The organism is Cohnella sp. AR92 (assembly GCF_003990975.1).
GTDB lineage: Bacteria > Bacillota > Bacilli > Paenibacillales > Paenibacillaceae > Cohnella.
Genome location: NZ_RZJR01000012.1, coordinates 71,394 through 89,275, shown reverse-complemented (window position 1 = coordinate 89,275; position 17,882 = coordinate 71,394). Strand labels below are relative to the sequence as shown.

General features: G+C 60.0%; 13 protein-coding genes and 1 pseudogene. 7 read left to right on the top strand and 7 right to left on the bottom strand.

Features of this window, described 5'->3' with window-relative positions:
* Window positions 1-75: 75 nt before the first annotated feature.
* Together hrpB and ELR57_RS20230 are read right to left on the bottom strand one after the other, a co-directional pair.
* Window positions 76-2,643 carry an ATP-dependent helicase HrpB gene (gene hrpB, locus ELR57_RS20235; RefSeq protein ID WP_126960910.1) on the bottom strand — a complete coding sequence of 856 codons (2,568 nt, stop codon included), beginning with the start codon at window positions 2,641-2,643 and terminating at the stop codon, window positions 76-78.
* A 436-nt stretch (window positions 2,644-3,079) separates the two neighbouring features.
* Window positions 3,080-4,351: a TolB-like translocation protein gene (locus ELR57_RS20230; protein ID WP_126960909.1), complete on the bottom strand. Its 1,272-nt coding sequence runs from the start codon at window positions 4,349-4,351 to the stop codon at window positions 3,080-3,082.
* Window positions 4,352-4,495: 144 nt separating this feature from the next.
* On the opposite strand from ELR57_RS20230, the gene ELR57_RS20225 reads away from it, so the two are divergent.
* Entirely contained in the window at window positions 4,496-5,452 is a 957-nt protein-coding gene (locus tag ELR57_RS20225; RefSeq protein ID WP_126960908.1) for a D-2-hydroxyacid dehydrogenase, read from the top strand.
* Between the two features lie 301 nt (window positions 5,453-5,753).
* A complete protein-coding gene (locus tag ELR57_RS20220; protein WP_126961043.1) occupies window positions 5,754-6,491 on the top strand; it encodes a class I SAM-dependent methyltransferase in 738 nt (245 codons plus the stop codon).
* A gap of 95 nt (window positions 6,492-6,586) precedes the next feature.
* Here the strand turns inward: ELR57_RS20220 and ELR57_RS20215 are convergent, their stop codons facing one another.
* Window positions 6,587-7,561 (bottom strand): helix-turn-helix transcriptional regulator, encoded by a 975-nt coding sequence (locus tag ELR57_RS20215; RefSeq protein ID WP_126960907.1) that lies wholly within the window; start codon window positions 7,559-7,561, stop codon window positions 6,587-6,589.
* 127 nt (window positions 7,562-7,688) lie between these two features.
* Between ELR57_RS20215 and ELR57_RS20210 the strand changes: the two genes are divergently transcribed.
* Window positions 7,689-8,870, top strand: coding sequence for an epoxide hydrolase family protein (locus tag ELR57_RS20210; protein WP_126960906.1), 1,182 nt, complete (start codon window positions 7,689-7,691; stop codon window positions 8,868-8,870).
* Window positions 8,871-8,884: 14 nt separating this feature from the next.
* On the top strand, window positions 8,885-9,991 hold the full coding sequence (locus ELR57_RS20205) for a winged helix DNA-binding domain-containing protein (RefSeq protein WP_126960905.1): 1,107 nt from the start codon (window positions 8,885-8,887) through the stop codon (window positions 9,989-9,991).
* Between the two features lie 54 nt (window positions 9,992-10,045).
* Here ELR57_RS20205 and ELR57_RS20200 read toward each other — a convergent pair.
* From ELR57_RS20200 to ELR57_RS20185, 4 genes and pseudogenes are all read right to left on the bottom strand, one after another.
* Window positions 10,046-10,285: pseudogene (locus ELR57_RS20200) on the bottom strand (DUF2264 C-terminal domain-containing protein); the annotation flags it as partial.
* Window positions 10,286-10,287: 2 nt separating this feature from the next.
* A complete protein-coding gene (locus ELR57_RS20195) occupies window positions 10,288-11,433 on the bottom strand; it encodes a glycoside hydrolase family 88 protein (protein ID WP_126960904.1) in 1,146 nt (381 codons plus the stop codon).
* The gene (locus ELR57_RS20190) at window positions 11,430-13,319 is read right to left on the bottom strand and encodes a heparinase II/III family protein (protein ID WP_238162626.1); all 1,890 of its coding nucleotides are present in this window, start codon (window positions 13,317-13,319) and stop codon (window positions 11,430-11,432) included. The genes ELR57_RS20195 and ELR57_RS20190 overlap by 4 nt, the downstream gene beginning before the upstream one ends.
* Before the next feature lie 52 nt (window positions 13,320-13,371).
* Window positions 13,372-14,343: a phosphotransferase family protein gene (locus ELR57_RS20185; protein WP_158630090.1), complete on the bottom strand. Its 972-nt coding sequence runs from the start codon at window positions 14,341-14,343 to the stop codon at window positions 13,372-13,374.
* A gap of 251 nt (window positions 14,344-14,594) precedes the next feature.
* Between ELR57_RS20185 and ELR57_RS20180 the strand changes: the two genes are divergently transcribed.
* From ELR57_RS20180 to nagA, 3 genes are all read left to right on the top strand, one after another.
* Window positions 14,595-15,458: a MurR/RpiR family transcriptional regulator gene (locus tag ELR57_RS20180; RefSeq protein ID WP_126960902.1), complete on the top strand. Its 864-nt coding sequence runs from the start codon at window positions 14,595-14,597 to the stop codon at window positions 15,456-15,458.
* Complete coding sequence (gene nagB, locus ELR57_RS20175) at window positions 15,455-16,183, top strand: glucosamine-6-phosphate deaminase (protein WP_126960901.1); 729 nt, start codon at window positions 15,455-15,457, stop codon at window positions 16,181-16,183. Before ELR57_RS20180 ends, nagB begins: the two co-directional genes overlap by 4 nt.
* Window positions 16,184-16,278: 95 nt before the next feature.
* Window positions 16,279-17,481 (top strand): N-acetylglucosamine-6-phosphate deacetylase, encoded by a 1,203-nt coding sequence (nagA, locus tag ELR57_RS20170; RefSeq protein ID WP_126961041.1) that lies wholly within the window; start codon window positions 16,279-16,281, stop codon window positions 17,479-17,481.
* The last annotated feature ends 401 nt before the right edge of the window (window positions 17,482-17,882 follow it).

Here is a 17,882-nt window from a genome sequence, read left to right as displayed (position 1 = left end):
GCAAAAGGATCTTTATCCCTTAACTCCCTTTTTTTCTCATGATAGCATATTTGCGCTCTCTTGAGTCGTATCGAATCAGGAGCCCGGCGGCCTGACCCGGCGCGTGGCGGACGCCTCCATCGGATCGTCCGGCCAATAATGCTTGGGGTACCGCCCCTTGAGGTCCTTGCGAACCTCGAAGTACGCATTCGACCAGAAGCTGGCAAGATCGCGGGTCACCTGAACCGGACGCTGGGCCGGCGACAGCAGATGGATCGTCAGCGGCACCCGGCCTCTCGCGATTCGCGGAGTATCGGGCAGCCCGAACATCTCCTGCAGGCGCACCGCGATGAATGGCGCCTCCGGGTTCGAATAGTCGACCGCGATGCGCGAGCCGCTCGGCACCGCGATGTGCGTCGGAGCTTCCCGGTCCAGAGCGGAACGCTGCTCCCAGCTGAGCGACGATTCCAACGCCTGGACGAGATTCAGGCGCTGCAGGTCGCCTCGGCTCTTCATGCCTCCCAGGTAAGGGGCGAGCCATTCCTCGAGGGTGTCCAGCAGCGCGGCGTCGGACCAATCCGGCCAAGCGGGATCGCTCCCCGCGAGGAAGATGCCGCGCTCCTGAAGCTGTCTCGCGGCGCGGCTCCAAGGGAGCATAGCGAGGCCTTCCTGGCGAAGCCCCTGAAGGAGCGCCTCCGTTACCTTCTCGGGGGACGGCTTCGCCAGGGGGCGCTCGGAGAGCACGATCGCTCCGAGCCGCCGGGTCTCCCGCGCCCGGACCGCCTGGGCTTCGGCGTCCCAGCGGACGATCTCCTCCAGGCGGATCAGAGAGGAGAAATGCCGCTCGAGATCCGCCTCCGCCAGGGACGCGGCGAGCTGCACGCGGCCCTCCTGCCCTTGGTCGTCGAGCTCCGCGGCGACCAGGTATTCCGCTTGGGCGAGGAGCTGCCCCTCGGGCAGCTCGGCTCCGCGCCCGATGCTGAGCGTGTAGCGGCCGGGCCCGCGGCGGCGGCCGATGCGGTCCGGGTAGGCGAAGCCGAGCAGGACGCCCAAGGCGTCCGCCACCGGCGCGGAGGTTATCGCTCCCAAGCCCGCGCCCGTAGCCGAGGCCGTGACCGCACCCGAGTTCGTCCCCGCGGCCGACCCCTTCTCCGCGCTTCCGCCCAATTGAGCGAGCGATCGCCGCAGCTCCGCGGCTTCGGACAGAAGCCGCTCGCGGACTCGCTCGTCGACGTGCGCTCCTCCCTCCCGCAGCGCCTTCACGCGAAGCGCCACGTCCACGCTGCGGTAGGCGTCCCCGCGCAGCAGATCGCGCTCGCCGAGCAGCGCGGCCAGCCGGCTTGCTTCCTCGGCCAGCCCGAGCGCGCTCGATTGAAGCAGCATATGCGCAAGACGCGGATGTACCCCGAAGCGAGCCATCCGCTCGCCGTGCGCGGACAGCTTGCCGCCATCCGTCAGCGCGCCGAGCTCCGTCAGCAATTCCCTCGCCTGGCCGTAGGCCGCGGGCGAAGGCGGATCGAGCCAAGCCAGCTCCTGCGGATCGTTGACTCCCCACACCGCCAAATCCAAAGCAAGCCCCGCCAGATCGGCCGCGAGAATCTCCGGCGTCCCGACCGGCGCCAGGCGCCGATGCTCCTCTTCCGTCCATAGCCGATAGCAGACGCCCGGCGCCAAGCGTCCGGCGCGTCCCCGCCTCTGGTCGGCCGAGGCGAGCGATACGGGCACCGTCTCCAGGCGGGCCATTCCCGTCCGCGGCGAGAACCGCGGAACGCGCATCAGCCCTCCGTCGACGACGATCCGAATCCCTTCCACGGTCAGGCTCGATTCCGCCACCGCCGTGCTCAGCACGACCTTGCGCCTTCCCGGCTCGCTCGGAGCGAGCGCGCGGTCCTGCGCCTCCTGCGGCAAGCTCCCGTGCAGCGGCGCCACGTCCACCGCGCGGCCCGCCAGCGCCGCGCGAAGCCTCGCCTCGGTGCGGCGGATCTCCCCCGCTCCGGGCAAGAACACGAGCACGTCGCCCTCGGCCTGCTCCGCGAGGGCTCTCGCGACGACCGCGGCGGCCTCCGCCTCGATCGTCCCTTCCCGCTTGCTCGACGCGTACCTCGTCTCGACGGGGAACATCCGGCCTTCGCTTCGCACGATCGGAGCTCCGTCCAGAAGGTCCGCGACCGGCTCCGCCTCCAGCGTCGCGGACATGACCGCGATCCGCAGGTCCTCGCGGAACAGAGCTCGGCACTGGAGCGCCAGGGCAAGCCCGAGATCCGCCTGCAGGCTTCGCTCGTGGTACTCGTCGAAGATGACGAGCCCCGCTTCCTCCAGCGACGGATCGCTCTGCAGCATTCTCGTCAGCACGCCCTCCGTCACGACCTCGATCCGCGTCTTCGGGCCGACTCTCGTATCCATCCGGACCCGATAGCCGACCGTCTCCCCTACCTTTTCCCCCAAGGTTGATGCCATATATCGAGCCGCGTTGCGGGCCGCGAGCTTCCTCGGCTCCAGCATCACGATCTTTCTCCCATTGAGCCAAGGCTCGTCCAGCAGCGCGATCGGCACCCTCGTCGTCTTGCCCGCTCCCGGCTCCGCCACCAGCACCGCGCTCTTGCGCGCTCCAAGCGCCTCCCGAAGCCGCGGTATCGCCTGCTCTATCGGCATCTGTGCCGCCATGGTCCGTCCCTCCGATCTTACTTCCTGCAACCTTCACCATATTATAGTTTGGAGGAACGATCAAGCTTCGGCGATGGCACCAGGGATGTTGCGGTTGCTGCGAGCCGTTATAGGATTGTCCGATCGGTTCGCTCCATTGAATCCGTCCGATCCGTTATTGGATTCGATTTTTCGAATATATTTTGCGAGGATAACCCAAATACAGAAAATGTATATGAAAAATCATATCTATTCGATCACTTCTCGTCCTACTGGTCAATTTGTGTATGATATTTCGAATACAATCGCCGAAATCGGCAGTTCCGCGAAAAATAAGTATGATTATTCATATATAATCGCCTGAGAGCATAACGCAACCAAAAAATAAGGGGCAAGTCAATCGTCATTTTGACGTTAACGACTGCCCCCTTCGTTCTGCCTAACAGATATGTTGCCATTATCGCCCCATCGGCCGGCCATCAACATCCAACGCCGTGCTCCAGTAGAACTGCTCGTAGTAGGCGGCGGGAGGATCCAGCTTGTCGATCCATACGGATGCCCGCTCGGCCCGCGAATTCCCCAAGAGAACCGAATTGCGATCCGTCCGGTTCGAGCGCACCCAAGCAAGCTTGCCTGGAGACGCGATCACGGGATCGTAATCGCCATAAGCGGAAGACCGTTCGGTCAGCTCGGTCTGGCGCCGCTTTTTCAGCTCGACTCCGACCAGGAACGGGAAAGGGCGCTTCGCCGGATCGGCCGTCCATTCGGACTCTTTGGCGCGGGAGACGACGATTCGATCATCCCCGTCCCAAGCGAAGTCGCGGTCCACATAGCCGGCCGGCGTATAGACGACGGGCTTGACAGCCGGGATCCTCACGACCGTCAACCGCTTGTTCGCCGTTCCCTCGCGCCCCTCTCCCTCGATAAACGCCAGCTTCGCCTCGCCTGGAGACCACTGAAACCAGTCTTCGTCATGAACCATGAATCCGAGGCGCAGGAAGCGTTCGCCGTCGGCGGACAGGACGCAGAGAGAGTTCGAATCCGCCGACCAAGAAGCGGTAGGCACCGCCAGGAACGCGACCCACCGCCCGTCCGCCGACCACTTGAACCGCCCCGTGCCGACCGCGAAGTTCTTGTCCATCGTGGAGGGGATCGTGTGCAACGGTTGGAATCGGCTCGGTTGGTCCAACCGAACCGTGCTGATCCGAATCGGCGCCCAATTATCCTTGATTCGGTGCGGCACCGAGGAGACGATAAACCCGCTTCCGTCCGGCAGCCAGCCGTAGTTGCCGATTTCCTCCACGGTTCCCGCCGGCCTTCCCCCCTCCGCTTCCTCCCAGCGAAGCGCCCGATCCTCCAGGTAAGCCAGCTTGCTGCCCGTCGGCGACCATTGAAAGTTGATTCCGCCCTGGTCGGACACCTTCCTCTCTCTCCCGTTTTTTGCCTCCCGCAGCCACAGCTCCTTCTCCTGCTCCCCCTTGCTATAGGCGATCCAGCGTCCGTCCGCCGACCACCTCGGATTACGCACGTCCGGTCCTTGCGCCAGCTTCGATTCCTTCTCCGCTGCCGCGACCCATAAATCTCCGTCCCGGACGAAAGCCGCTTGCAGCTCGCTCTTAGGCGCCGCTTTCTTCGGCTCCGCCCGAACGCCGCCTGCCGTCAAGCTTCCAAGCAGGAGAACGAGGACGCCGGCCAGCAGCGGGATTCTAACCATCATAGACTTCCTCACGGCACTCACCTCTTCCAGGGATCTATTCCCTGTTACGGTTGCCAGAAGTCGGAAGGAGCATGCAAGCCTAATGCCCAAGCCGGGTTGGGAAAAAGCCTCTTTGCCCTTACAATAGAAAGATAGCGGGAAAAGGAGGCTGTTCGCATGGGTCTGATCGTCAGCATGTTCGGGTTCACGGAAGATCAGGAGAGAAGGATTCAAGAGGCTGCGCCGGGTTGGGAGGTCTTATTCGGCAAGCCTCGGGACATTCCGAAGGAACGGTTCCTCGAGGCGGAGATCGTCTGCGGCTGGCATCCGGCCGTCGTTCAAGGCGGAGCGCTGGAGGACGGGGCGAAGCTCAAGTGGGTGCAGGCCGGATCGGCCGGAGTGGACAACCTCCCCTTGGATCGGTTCGCCGATAGAGGAATCGTGCTCACGACCGCCAGCGGGGTGCACCCGGTCCAGATGGCGGAGACGGCTTTCGCGATGATGCTGTCGTTCACTCGCAACCTTCATCATGCCGTGAGGAACCAAGCCGCCGGCAAGTGGGAACGGGCCGAGACTTACACCGAGCTTCGGGGGCGGACGATCGGGATCGTCGGCGCCGGGCAGATCGGAGCCGAGATCGCGCGAATCGCCCAAGCCTTCGGCATGAACACCGTCGGCATTCGCCGTACCGGGCAGGCGGCGCCGTTCTTCGATCATATGAAGACGATGGACAAGCTGGACGAGGTGCTCGCCGAGAGCGACGTCGTCGTCAATATCCTGCCGGGTACGGACGAGACGTACCTCCTATTCGATGCCCGCGCGTTCGAACGGATGAAGAGCCAAGCGATCTTCATCAACATCGGCAGAGGGACATCCGTCGATACCGATGCCCTGACCGCCGCGCTGCAGCAGGGCCGGATCGCCGGAGCCGGGCTCGACGTCTTCGATCCCGAACCGCTCCCGGAGGGGCACCCGCTCTGGTCGCTCGATAACGTCATCGTCACGCCGCATATCGGAGGCATGACGGACAAGTACAAGGAACGAATGGCGGACTTGTTCGTGGAGAATCTGCGGGCCTATCTCCACCAGGGCGCGCCTGCCAAGAATCGAGTGGATTACGAGCAGCGTTACTAGGAAAAAATCGAAAAACAGCCATGGATGAGCGTTCATCGTCCATGGCTGTTTTTCGATTTTTGATCTATCGTTCCCCTTTAAAGTAATGCCGATTGGCGAATCTTGTGAATGGGTGAATATTGACGTAATTGCGAGAATTAAAGAGAACCTTATTTGTGAAAACGTCTTGAAAGCATTCCGTGCCTATATTCCTTAATTTCTAACAAAATACGAACGCTTGTTTTTCGTCTTTTTCATTTCTTCCAGAAAATGATATGGTTTTTGTATTCGGCTGAATACCATCGGAGGGAAGTCTATGAAGATGAACAAGGATCTTATTTATAAAACGAATAGCTTCTATTGGGATACAAAAGGAAACGACTTTTTAGGAGCCATTGTGCTTCCTTTTTACGGAGCATTCGTCTCGGAAGAGAAATGCCGGCTTTTTGGCGACGTCTCAGGAAAAAAGATGTTGGAGATAGGCTGCGGAAACGGGAAGTCCTTGCAGTATCACGGAGACCGGGAAGCATCTGAACTATGGGGCATCGATTTATCGGAAAAACAAATCGAAAGGGCAGCACAACACTTAACGTCATGCGGTCTTTCAGCAAGATTGATTTGTTCTCCCATGGAAGAAGAATGCGGCATACCGAGGGAATATTTTGATTTTGTTTATTCGATTTATGCCATAGGCTGGACCACCGATCTTGAGGTTACTTTTGGCCGCGTCGCTTCATACCTAAAAAAAGACGGTATATTCATCTTCAGTTGGTCTCACCCCATACACAGATGCGTAACGGAAGAGAATGATAGGTTTGTTTTTAGAAAGAGTTATTTCGATGAAGCTTGGTATCCGATAGCTGCTGAAGGCGAGCTATTATTAGCGGACCGTAAGCTGTCAACCTATGTGAACGCGTTGGCGAAAGCGGGATTCGCAGTTGAGCGAATGATCGAGCAAACGGATGATGAGATCATGCAATCGAGAGACGATAACAGCGATTTGGCCAAAAGAGCAAAGATGTATCCTGTAACTTTTGTGATTAAAGCAAGAAAACTTTAGTTGGATACGTGAGCAGCGATATTAGCGAAAAGTACGGAGCAGCGGCAGCCAAGAAGGGACAACGATGTCCTCAACTGCCGCTGCTTGTCTATCTATCATACCGTATCCGGATAGTTACGGTAGATTTGAAACCCCATGCGTTTTATCTTCTCCGCCACGAACGAAGGCTCCAATACCTGAACGTCCGGCCCGTAGCTCAGCAGCATTCCGTACATCCAATGGTTATCCGGATAGCCGGCCTTGACCAGCAGGGATCCATCCGTTTGGACTTCGATCTTGTCCAACCCGAAAGCCTCCTCTACCCGTACCCTCATTCGCGAATGGAACCGAAGCAAGAGAGGAATCGCCGGTCCCGTCTCCCGATTCCCCCACCTTGCATCCAGCTCCTCCATACGAACCCCGCGGCTGGCGAAACGCTCCGATAACACGCGCAACTCGCTTATCCTGGAGAGCCGGAAGGTTCGAAAGTCGCTGCGAAGCCTGCAATACGAATATAAATACCAGGCGTAGCCTTTCCAAGCCAATCCGATCGGTTCCGCTTCCCTCAGCTCTCCGACTCCTTCCGTGTTCGTATAAAGGAAGGAGACAACGGACTGATTGCGGGCTGCCTGACGAAGCGAAGCCAGGATGGACTTGTCCTTTAATCCGCCGCTATGCCACAGATTCGTATCGAACATCAAGGTTTCGCCGAGCTCTTCCATGCGGTTCTGTTCCGATCTGGCCGCAAGCGCTTTAATCTTGGTAAGCAAGCTGTCCATTTCCTTATCGTCCAGCGAAGCTTGAACGCCTTTTAACGCAATTAGAATCGACTGCAGGTCTTCGAACGTCACGATCTGCCGGTCGATGCGGAATTGCTCCATGATCTCGTAGCCGCCGTCCGTTCCGGTATAGGAAACGATAGGGATGCCCGCCGCATTGATGGTCTCCAGATCGCGATAGATGGTCCGCAGAGAGACCTCGAATTGATCGGCAAGCGTCTGGGCGTTGACCCGTCTCCGGCTCAATAGCACCATCGTAATGCCTAGCAGGCGCTGTATTTTCAGATGGATCCCCCCGTTCGCCCCTACCACTAATTTACATTCCCACAAAGAAGAAGTCGAACTGTTTTTCTCCGAATTCTCCCTGACAGACTGTTGTCAGGAAGGGACGGCTACAATAAGAACGTAAACGATAATCGATATTAGGAGGAACCCTCTTATGAGAACATCGACTTCCGCAGCAGCAAGCCCGAATGCGATCTATCCCTATCGGATCGAGACTTCCCAAGCGAGTTTAGACGATCTCCAACACCGGCTGGCGCTCACTCGTTGGCCCGATGAGCTCCCCGGATCGGGATGGAGCTACGGCGTTCCACTGAACTTCGTAAAAGAGATGGCCGAGTATTGGAAAAACACATTCGACTGGCGCAAGCACGAGCAGCGCCTGAACGAGATTCCGCAGTATACAACGACGATTGACGGAGCCCATGTTCACTTTTTCCATGTCCAATCTCCGGAACCGAACGCGACGCCGCTTCTGCTCATCCATGGCTGGCCGGGGTCTCCCGTCGAATTCCTCGACCTGATCGGGCCTCTGACCGATCCTTCCTCTTACGGCGGAGATGCGGCCGATGCTTTCCATCTGGTCATCCCTTCGATTCCGGGCTTCGGCCTGTCCGGTCCGACGACGGAGGCGGGGTGGACTTCCGGCCGCGCAGCCCTTGCTTTCGCCGAACTGATGAACCGACTCGGCTATGAGCGCTATGGAGTGCAAGGCGGGGATATGGGAGCGATGATTGCTCCGGAGCTTGGGCGCATAGCGCCCGAGAAGGTTATCGGCGTGCATGTGAACGCTGCCACCATGGGGTTCATTTCGATGGGCCGGGTGGAAGAGGACGTATTCGACTCCCTCTCGGATGCGGAGAAGATTCGGCTCGGCAGGCTCGACCAATTCATGAAGGAGCGATTCGGATTCAACATGATCCAATCGACTCGTCCTCAGACATTGGCTTACGGTTTGCATGATTCTCCGGTCGGCCTGCTCGCCTGGACCTCCGAATTGTTCTACGGCTTCGGAGATGCGGTAGAAGCCGTCGACCGCGACCGGTTCCTGACCAATCTTATGCTGTATTGGCTAACGGGAACGGCCAACTCTTCGGCTCGAATGTATTATGAAGGAGCTCACGACCCATCCGCCTGGGCGCCTAAAGCCATGTCGTCAACGCCGGTTGGCGTAGCGGTGTTCCGGCGGTCGGATGTGGCGATTCGCGCGTTCGCCGAACAGAGCAACCGTATCGTGCATTGGAGCGAGTTCGACAGGGGAACTCATTTCGCTTCGATCGACGCGCCCGATTTAATGATCGGCGATATCCGTCATTTTTTCCGCGGGCTTCTTGCCTAATCGTCGGGCATAGAATGCAACCGACCGGAACCTTGAAATCCCGCGCGTTGAATCGTGCCATGCTGGCAAGGCAGATGCTGCTCTGCCGCGTCAAGCTCCCTGTCCTTGACGTTCTCGAGAAAGTCATCGGCCTGCAAGCGCAGTCCCCGAATGCGCCTTACTTCGCTCTTTGGTCGCGGATGGAAGACTTCAAACAGGAACAACTGTCGCAGCTCATCCTTGATCGCAAAGCAGTGCGCATGGCGCTGATGCGCTCCACCCTTCACTTGGTCTCCTCCTCAGACGCCTTGCAGCTTCGCCCATGGCTGCAGAGCGTTCTGGAGAGGAGCTTAAACGGCTCTTTCGGCAAGCAGCTTAACGGGGTGGATCGCATGCAACTGGTCGCTCTCGGACGGAAGTTACTCGCGGAAAAGCCGATGACGTCCAGCGAATTAGGCCTGCGTCTACAGGAGCACTGGCCCGACTGCCATCCGGAAGCCGTTGCGGCGGCCGTGCGGAACCTGGTGCCGCTCGTCCAAGTTCCGCCTCGGGGAATATGGGGGGAGAGCGGCCAGGCGACGCATACTTCGGCGGACATTTGGCTTGGCCGGCCTCTTGATCCCATGCCGAATGGGGAGAACCTGATCAGAAGATATTTGGCGGCTTTCGGTCCGGCTTCGGTCCGAGATATTCAAGCATGGTCGGGACTTACCGGGCTGCGTTCGATCATCGACAAGCTTCGTCCCGAGCTGGTTGCTTTCCGGGATGAAGCCGGTACGGAATTGTTCGATCTCCCCGATGCTCCGAGACCCGATGCGGATACCCCGGCAGAGCCGCGATTGCTTGGCGAATTCGACAATATCTTGTTGTCCTACGCGGACCGCAGCCGAGTCATGGATGCCAACTGCCGCAGTCGGGTATTTACCGTTAACGGGATTATTCGCCCTACGATTCTTATCGACGGATACGTGGCAGGAACGTGGAGCTTGAAGCGAGAACGGGGGAGAACCGTCCTGGACGTAGCAGCTTTCGTTAAACTATCCCCGGAGGAGAAGGAGGCTTTGCATCGTGAAGGCTCTCGGCTGCTTCGATTCGCCGCGGCGGAGACGCTAACTCAAGAAGTCGTTATCCATTCGCCGTAGGGGCCGTTCAACCGTCAGATCCGTTCCAGGCGCGTTCGTCGGAGCTTATCTCGAGCGCAGGTGCCGGGGCAGGCCGGCAACGATCCACGTCCGTACCTCCATGTTCGCCCACGGCTTCCACCTCGAGTAGAGCGCCCTTCCGTCGATTCGGGTCTCTTCGTTCCGTCTCCGCACCCGGTAGAGATTGTCCTGCTCGCATAGGGCGAGGGTCGAGTCGAATGCGCCTTGGGAGACTCCCCATTCGGCCTTCGGCACGCTGAAGCCGAAGGCCGTCGAATACGCGAACTTCTCGAAGTTTATTGCCAGAAAATCGCTTCCGTCCCCCGAAGCCGCGCCAGTCCTTCGACGAAGAAATAGTCTCCGTAGATGAGCGGCACATCGATGTTGCGGCCTTCCGGGAAGTGGTCGGTGCCATGCAGGATAAGCCCTTCCTGCTTCGGATTGTCCCAATCCCCGTAATTGCGGTAGAGAGATTCGAGAATCCGTTCGGCCGCCCGGCGGTAGCTGCCCGCTTCCCGCTCGCCGACCAGATCGGCGATCAGCAGCAGGCCGCATGCGGCGCAGGAGGCGGCGGAGGAATCGCGGTGCTTCGCGACGCCCTCGGGAAGGCGGAAGTCCCAATGCGGCACCGAATCTTCCGGCAGCTGCGAGAGGAAGTAATGGGCGACGCGCTTGGCCGCATCCCGGAAGCGCGGCTGACCGGTATGGTGATAGGAGAGCGCCAGCCCGTAGATCGCCCACGCGGTTCCGCGCGACCATGCGGACTCCGCCGCGAAGCCTTGCCCGCCGAGGCCTCGTATTCTCTCTCCCGTGGCGGAATCGAATTGAACGATATGATAGACGGAGCCGTCCGGCCGGACAAAATGCTCCAGAACCGTCTCCATGTGGGCGACGGCGATCTGGCGGTACCTGGGGTCTCCGCTCTCCCGGCTTGCCCAGTAGAGCAGCGGCATGTTCATGCAGCAGTCGATGATGGCGATGCCGGAATTATCCTCCCCTTCCGACCACGGGTTCCAGGCGCGAATGAAGCGGCCGGACAAGTTGAAGCGGCCCGCGAGATAATTCGCCGCTTGCAGCGCGCGTCGGCGGGAGTTCTCGCTTCCCGTTAACCGGTGGGAAGCGACGCTCGTCAGCGTCCACATGAACCCCAAGTCGTGGTCCAGCCGCTCGTATTGGTGCAGCACCTGGTCCAGCCGCTCCTCGCAGCCTTCCGCCAGCGTCCGGAACCGCTCTTCTCCCGTTCCTTCGTACAATTGCCACAGCATGCCGGGCCAGAAGCCGGCGGTCCACCAGTGCGGATCCTCCAGCGCGTACTCGCCGTTCACGCTGGCGTGCGGGAACCCGGTGCCGATCCTCTCGCCGATTCGGGCCGCCTTATCCGCGGCCGCCTGCCACGCTTCGTTCACCCAGCCGGCTTTCCTTACGTCCTGTTCGTCGGTCAATTCGTCCCCTCCGTTCTCTCGAATTCGAATCTGAGTTCGATCCGGAAGCTTAACCCGCAGCTCTTCTTGGCGAAGTCGAGCGCGTAGTAGGTCTCCTCATCGCCCGAATGGCCGCGGAAACTACGCTGCTCCGCGCTCGCCTCCAGCTCGCCCGGGTCGTAGCGGATCCGCAGCGAGATGCCCGCATCGCCATGCAGCAACACGCTTCCGCCGCTATCCAGACGCGGAACGAGTCGCGTGATGATCCGCTCCTCGACGCTGTCCGGCGCGCGCGAGAAGGCATACTCGTCCGTCAACACAAGCGACGGAAGCTCCGCTTTCCGCCAGACGAAGCTCCGGACGAGAGAGATCAGCGCCTCCTGCCGGTAGGCGGAGCTCAGCTCGATCGCGAAGCGGGCCTCCTCGTCGCCGCAGACGGATTCCAGCACCTTCGCAGCGCTCTCTCGCCCTTCCGCTTGGCCGGTTCCGTTCACGATCGGAACCGCGTGCCCTTGCGAGCCGTTGCAGTCGTAGGCGTAGCGACGAGAGCCGAAGTAATCGGCCGTGTATTCCCCGCTGCCGAGGTCGGAGACGAACGTCTCCCGCCCGGCGTGCAGGATGAACTGGCCGATGTCGTTGTGGTTGTGGGGCTCGTCGTTATGGCCCCCTTTCGCGGCGAAGCCGAACGTCCCGGCTCCCGTTCGCTGCCGGGACACGAGCCATTCCGCGTCGGGCAGGTAGTAGTCCGCCGCGGACCATTCCGATCCGCGCTTCGCCGGATCGGCCCAGAGGAAGCCGCGCAGGATAGGCGCCCAGCGGCTGCATGGGTCGTCCGCATACGCCGCGCGCAGCTCGGCGGGGGGCAGCTCCGCGTCCGGGTATCTCTCCGCAAGGTAATGCATAAGCCCCGGCGGCAGCTTCACGCGCGGAGCCGAATCGGAGAAGTTGACCGCCGCGTCGCCCGCCAGATAGCCCTTCTGCGGGAACAGCGCGATGCGGCGAACCTTCTCCGGGGCCATCAGGTCCGCTCGGCCTCCCGTGCGGCGGTACAGGAGATCGGCGAAGCTGCAATAATACCCGAAGCCATAGATCCAGTAGTTCATCCCCTCCAGGCAAACGCCGTCTTCCCCGAAGCCCCGGAGGTAGCATTCCATGCTTCCGACCGTCTTCTCGACGATCGTCGCCAGCCGAGGGTCGCCGCTTCGCATCGTCAGCAGCGCCGCGCCGGCGATCGAGCCTGCGCACACGGCCGACCAATTGTGCTCGGCCGTCTCCCAGGGGAAGCCCCGCCCTTGGAGATAGGGCCGGAAGACGCGCTCCTCGACCTCTTGGCCGATCCGCTCGCGGATGAGCGGAGGCAGCTTCTCGCCGAACAGCACGGCGAGCTCGCTGAGCGTGAAAGCCGTCTCCGCCGCGAACAGGTCGACGTGGAAGCGGGCGTTCGACTCCGGCGCATGGGCGGGCAGGCACCAGGTGTATTCGTCGCAGATCGCCCAAGCGGCATCGGCGAGCAGCTCGCCGTATTCCTCCCGCTCCGGCTCCAGAAGAGCGAGCAGGGCGAACGTATTCAGCCTCCTTCTCCGTTCGAAGTAGGCGATCTCGTATTCGCGCCGGCTTCCCTCCTTCCGGAAGAGTATGAACAGCGAATACGGCAGCTCGGGTGCCTTCTCATGCTTGAGTCGCTCGAACTCCTCGCGGACTTCGGCTATCGTCTCTTGATGGGCGGGCGATTCCGCGATTTTCCGCCAATAGGCTTCCCGTTCGCCCTCCGGAATTCCGTACAGCGCGAGACCGCTTACATTCGAATCCAGAAGCGCCTCTCGCAGCCGTTCTCCCGCGAGCGAGCGTTCCGCAAACAATCCAAGCGAGCCTGCCTCCGTCCCTTCTCGCATCCTCGCCTCTCCCATTGACGCGCCTCCCTTCGCCCCGATCCTCTTTTCTCCGGCTGCTCAGCGGCCGTTACTCGGCGGGGCTTAAGGCAGCTAGGAACCGCTCCCAGCCTTCCGCCAAGTTCTTCTTCGTCCACTCGATATGAACCGGATCTTCATATTGGCGATAGGCGCATTCGATCCGGAGAATAAGATCCAGATGGAGGTCGTATAGGCTTCTTCTTAGCTTCTCTTCTCTCGTAAGGGAGGCTTGGCCATAGCCTACATTGAAAGCCTGCGTGCCGTTAAAATGGCTGAAATAATGCTCGATGAGCGGATCCGCCCACATCGCCCTCTCGAAGTCGATGATCCCCGTGATCCGACCGTCCTTCACGAACACGTTGCCATCCCATAGATCCCAATGCGCGAGCCGCGGCTCCTTCACATCCTCCAAGGCAGGGAGCGCTTTGGCGATCTGCCTTCGCATCTCGTCGTAATCCGCCGGAAGCTCGACTCCTTCGTCTTCCCCGTCCAGCAGCACGCTCTCGATCATACGGCCGAACGCTTCCTTCCAGCTGTCCGACTGCGAAGCCTCGTCCGCGAATAGGCCGAAACGGCTTCCCTTCAGCTCGTTAATCCGCCGGTTGTACCGTCCCAGCTCCCGCTCCACCTTTTCCCGCTGCTCGGGCTCCATCTCGTTCTTCCGCTTGGAATAAGGCTCTCCTTCGATGAATTCCATGACGAAGTACTCCACGGGCACGAGCGATCGCGAGTCGTCATGGCCGTAGATGGCCGGCACCGGAACCGTTCCAAGGTCCCGCACGCTTCGCATCACTTCGACCTCCGCCCTCATGAGATTCCTCTCGTACCTCATCATCTTCACGTCCGGCAGCGGCGCCGCTTTCAGAACGACCTTCCTTCCGTCCGTCAGCTTGATCTCGTAAGCCGCGTTCGCCCATCCGTCCGTCAGTTCCCTCGACTCTGCCAGCGAGACGCCAAATAGCCGGTTGACGATCTTTTCCTGCTTGGCGAGCTCGATCTCTACCTTGTAAGTTCCTTTCACGGCTTTGCCCCTCCCCTTGTCCACGGCTTCTGAAACCGTTTTATTCCTTTTGTTTCATCTTACTTTATTCCTCGTTTCCATCAAGACCCAATCCTGCCCGCTTTTTCTGCTTTTTTAACCTGAAGAATAAGGAATTCGATTATTGTTTTTTGATCCAGGATGAGCTATCTTTAAGATGCATGGTATGAAAATTATTTTCTTGTTTTATATCGTTTATATGTAATAGATTTTCTCAAAAGGCTGTGGGAACGATGAGCATTCTGAACGCCATCAAGGAAAGAATGGACAGCTTGCACCCCAAGGAACGGGAGCTGGCGCAATTTCTGCTGGCTCAGCCGCAGGACGCGGTGCAGATGACGATTCTCGAGATCGCGCAGCACTCCGGAAGCAGCACGGCGACGGTATCCCGATTCTGCCGCGCCTTCCACTTCCAGAACTTCGCGGACTTCAAGATGAGGCTCGCCGCGGAAGTGGCGCAGCAGCCGGCGTCCACGCAATACCAGGATATCGTGGCGGGCAACCCGTTATCCGAGATCGTGTCGGCGATTACCGCGAACCATCTGCGGTCGATCACGGACACCACCCGCCTGCTGGACATCCAGCAGCTCGGCGCCGCCATCTCCGCGCTGCATTCCGCCAAGAGGATCGACCTGTACGGCTCCGGAACGTCCGGCATGATCGCCGACGATTTTTTCCACAAGCTGATTCGGATCGGCAAAGCGGCCAACGCGTTCTCGGACCCGCATCTGCAGATTACCTCTGCGGCTTCGCTCACGAGTCAAGACGTGGCCGTGGGGATCTCCTATTCCGGAGAGACGCTGGAGACGATCAACGCCCTTCGCTGCGCGGCCGAGCAAGGCGCCACCGCCATCTCGATCACGAAGTTCGGCAACAGCACGCTCGCCAATCAGGCGAACATTCGCTTGTTTACGTCTTCGGCCGAAGCCGGCATGCGCCGGGGAGACATGGCTTCGAGAATGGCCCAGCTCCACGTGGTCGACATCCTGTTCACGGGGTTGGTCAGCGAGCACTTCGACGAGTATGTGCCTCGGTTGGAGCGTTCGTTCCATATGGTTACCAGATATACAGGCAAAGAGGAGAGGGATTTCGAATGAACGTACTCATCTTCGACTCCAACGAGAAACTGAACGAAGCCGGAGCGAATATCATGACCAGCTTGATCCAGACGAACCCGCGAGCCGTTCTCGGCCTAGCCACCGGCGGCACTCCCGTGGGCGTGTACGAGCAGGTCGTGAAGGATTACGACCGAGGCCTGGTCAGCTTCAAAGGGGTTACGACGTTTAACCTGGACGAATATGTCGGACTGCCTGAGGATCATCCGGAAAGCTATCATTCCTATATGAACCATCATCTGTTCCGCCATGTCAACGTTCCGGCCGGCCAGATTCATATTCCGAACGGCAACGCGGCCGATCTCGAGGCCGAATGCCGCGGCTACGACGAGAAGATCGCGGACGCCGGGCAGATCGATCTGCAATTGCTCGGTCTCGGGCATAATGGGCATATCGGCTTTAACGAACCGGCTCACGCCCTCATCCGCGGAACCCACATCGTCGATCTCGCCGAAGAAACGCTGAAGGCGAACGCCCGCTTCTTCGACAGCGTCGACGACGTTCCGAAGCAGGCGCTGACCATGGGCGTCGGCACGATCCTCAAAGCGAAGATGATCGTGCTGATCGTCCGCGGCGCGGACAAGGCGGAGATCGTGCATCGCGCCCTCACCGGTCCGATCACGACGGACGTCCCGGCTTCGCTGCTGCAGACGCATCCGCATCTGGTCGTGCTTCTGGATCAAGAAGCCGGGAGATTGATGGCATGAGCGAGGACACCAGAATGAACGGCACCGTTCAGGAAGCCGGAATGAGCAGCGCCGAAGGGGAAGTCCGCATGAACAGCACCGTAGAAAATGCACCTATGAGCAACACCGCTGAGGAAGCCCGTGTAGGCAGCACCCTAATCGTGCACGCATCCATCGTAACGGCGAACCAAGTAATCGAGAACGGCTGGATCTGGATGAGGGAAGGACGCATCGAGCGGATCGGCCTTGCGGAAGACGCGCTGCCGGATACGGCGGACGCGCTTAATCGGATCGACGCCGAAGGGGGCTGGGTCATTCCCGGCTTCGTGGATGTCCATGTGCACGGCGGCGCCGGACACGACTTTATGGACGCGGACCAGGCCGGCCTGGACGCGATCGCCCGATTCCATGCCAGCCATGGAACGACCAGCCTCCTGGCGACCTCTCTTACCGCTTCGCGGGAGGAATTGACCGAGGTGCTTCGACGGGTCGGCGACTATCGCAGCCGCCCGATGCCGTACGCCCAGATCGTCGGCGTTCACTTCGAAGGCCCGTTCATCAGCGAGAAGTGGAAAGGAGCGCAGAATCCGGATTACATTCTGCCTCTTCAGAAGGAATGGCTGCTGGAATGGGTCCGGGAATTCCCGGGACTGATCAAGCTCCAGACGCTCTCGCCGGAATCCGAAGGCGCGCTGGACTACATCGAGCTGCTCGTCGAGAACGGCATCGTGCCGTCCTGCGGACACACGGATGCGACCTATGACGAAGTGATCGCCGCCGCCGACCGCGGACTCCGTCACGCGGTCCATACGTTCAACGCGATGAAGCCGCTGCATCATCGCGAGCCCGGCACGGTCGGCGCCGTCCTGACCGACGACCGCATCGCGGCCGAGGTCATCTCGGACGGGCATCATGTCCATGCCGGCGCCATCAAGCTGATTACCCGCGCCAAAGGCCCGGACAAGGTCATCCTCGTGACCGACGCCATGGCGGCGGCGGGCATGCCGGACGGCGACGACTACGACCTCGGCGGCTTGCCCGTCGTCATGAAGTGCGGAGTCGCCCGCTTGAAGGAATCGGGCAACCTGGCCGGCAGCACGCTGACGATGATCGGCGCCTTCCAGCACATGGTGCGCGCCGTCGGCGTCTCCGTCGAGGACGCCAGCAAGATGGCCAGCGGCAATCCCGCGCGCCAGATCGGCATCGACGCCTTCGCCGGAACGCTCGCAGCCGGCAAGCGAGCCGACGTCCTCCTGCTAGACTCGTCGCTGGAGCTGAAGCAAGTGTGGGTCGGCGGCGCGGCGCATTCGGCCGAGTAAGCAGGCGCACACGCTAACGGCAAACGAACCGGCAGCCGACCAATAGTCGATCCCATCCACCGACAGTCTACCGGGCTTATTCGATCCATCCACCAACTAAGCTCGATAGTGCACCTATTTCGAAGAATTCTCGCAAGAATTCTTGAGATAGGTGCAGATATGCACTTATTTCGGCGTATTATTCAACTTACGCTTGAAATAAGTGCATTTTTGATCTTAGCCGCATGGTTGGCCGGCGTCCTACGTTATTGAACAAAATTCAATAACTCAACTCCGCTAACCCCAACGTGCGGGCTGTTATTGAACAAAGTCCAATAACTCCGCTCCGCTACCCTCAACGCACGATCCGTTATTGAACAAAATTCAATAGCTCTTCTCCACTCCCCCCAACGAACGGACCG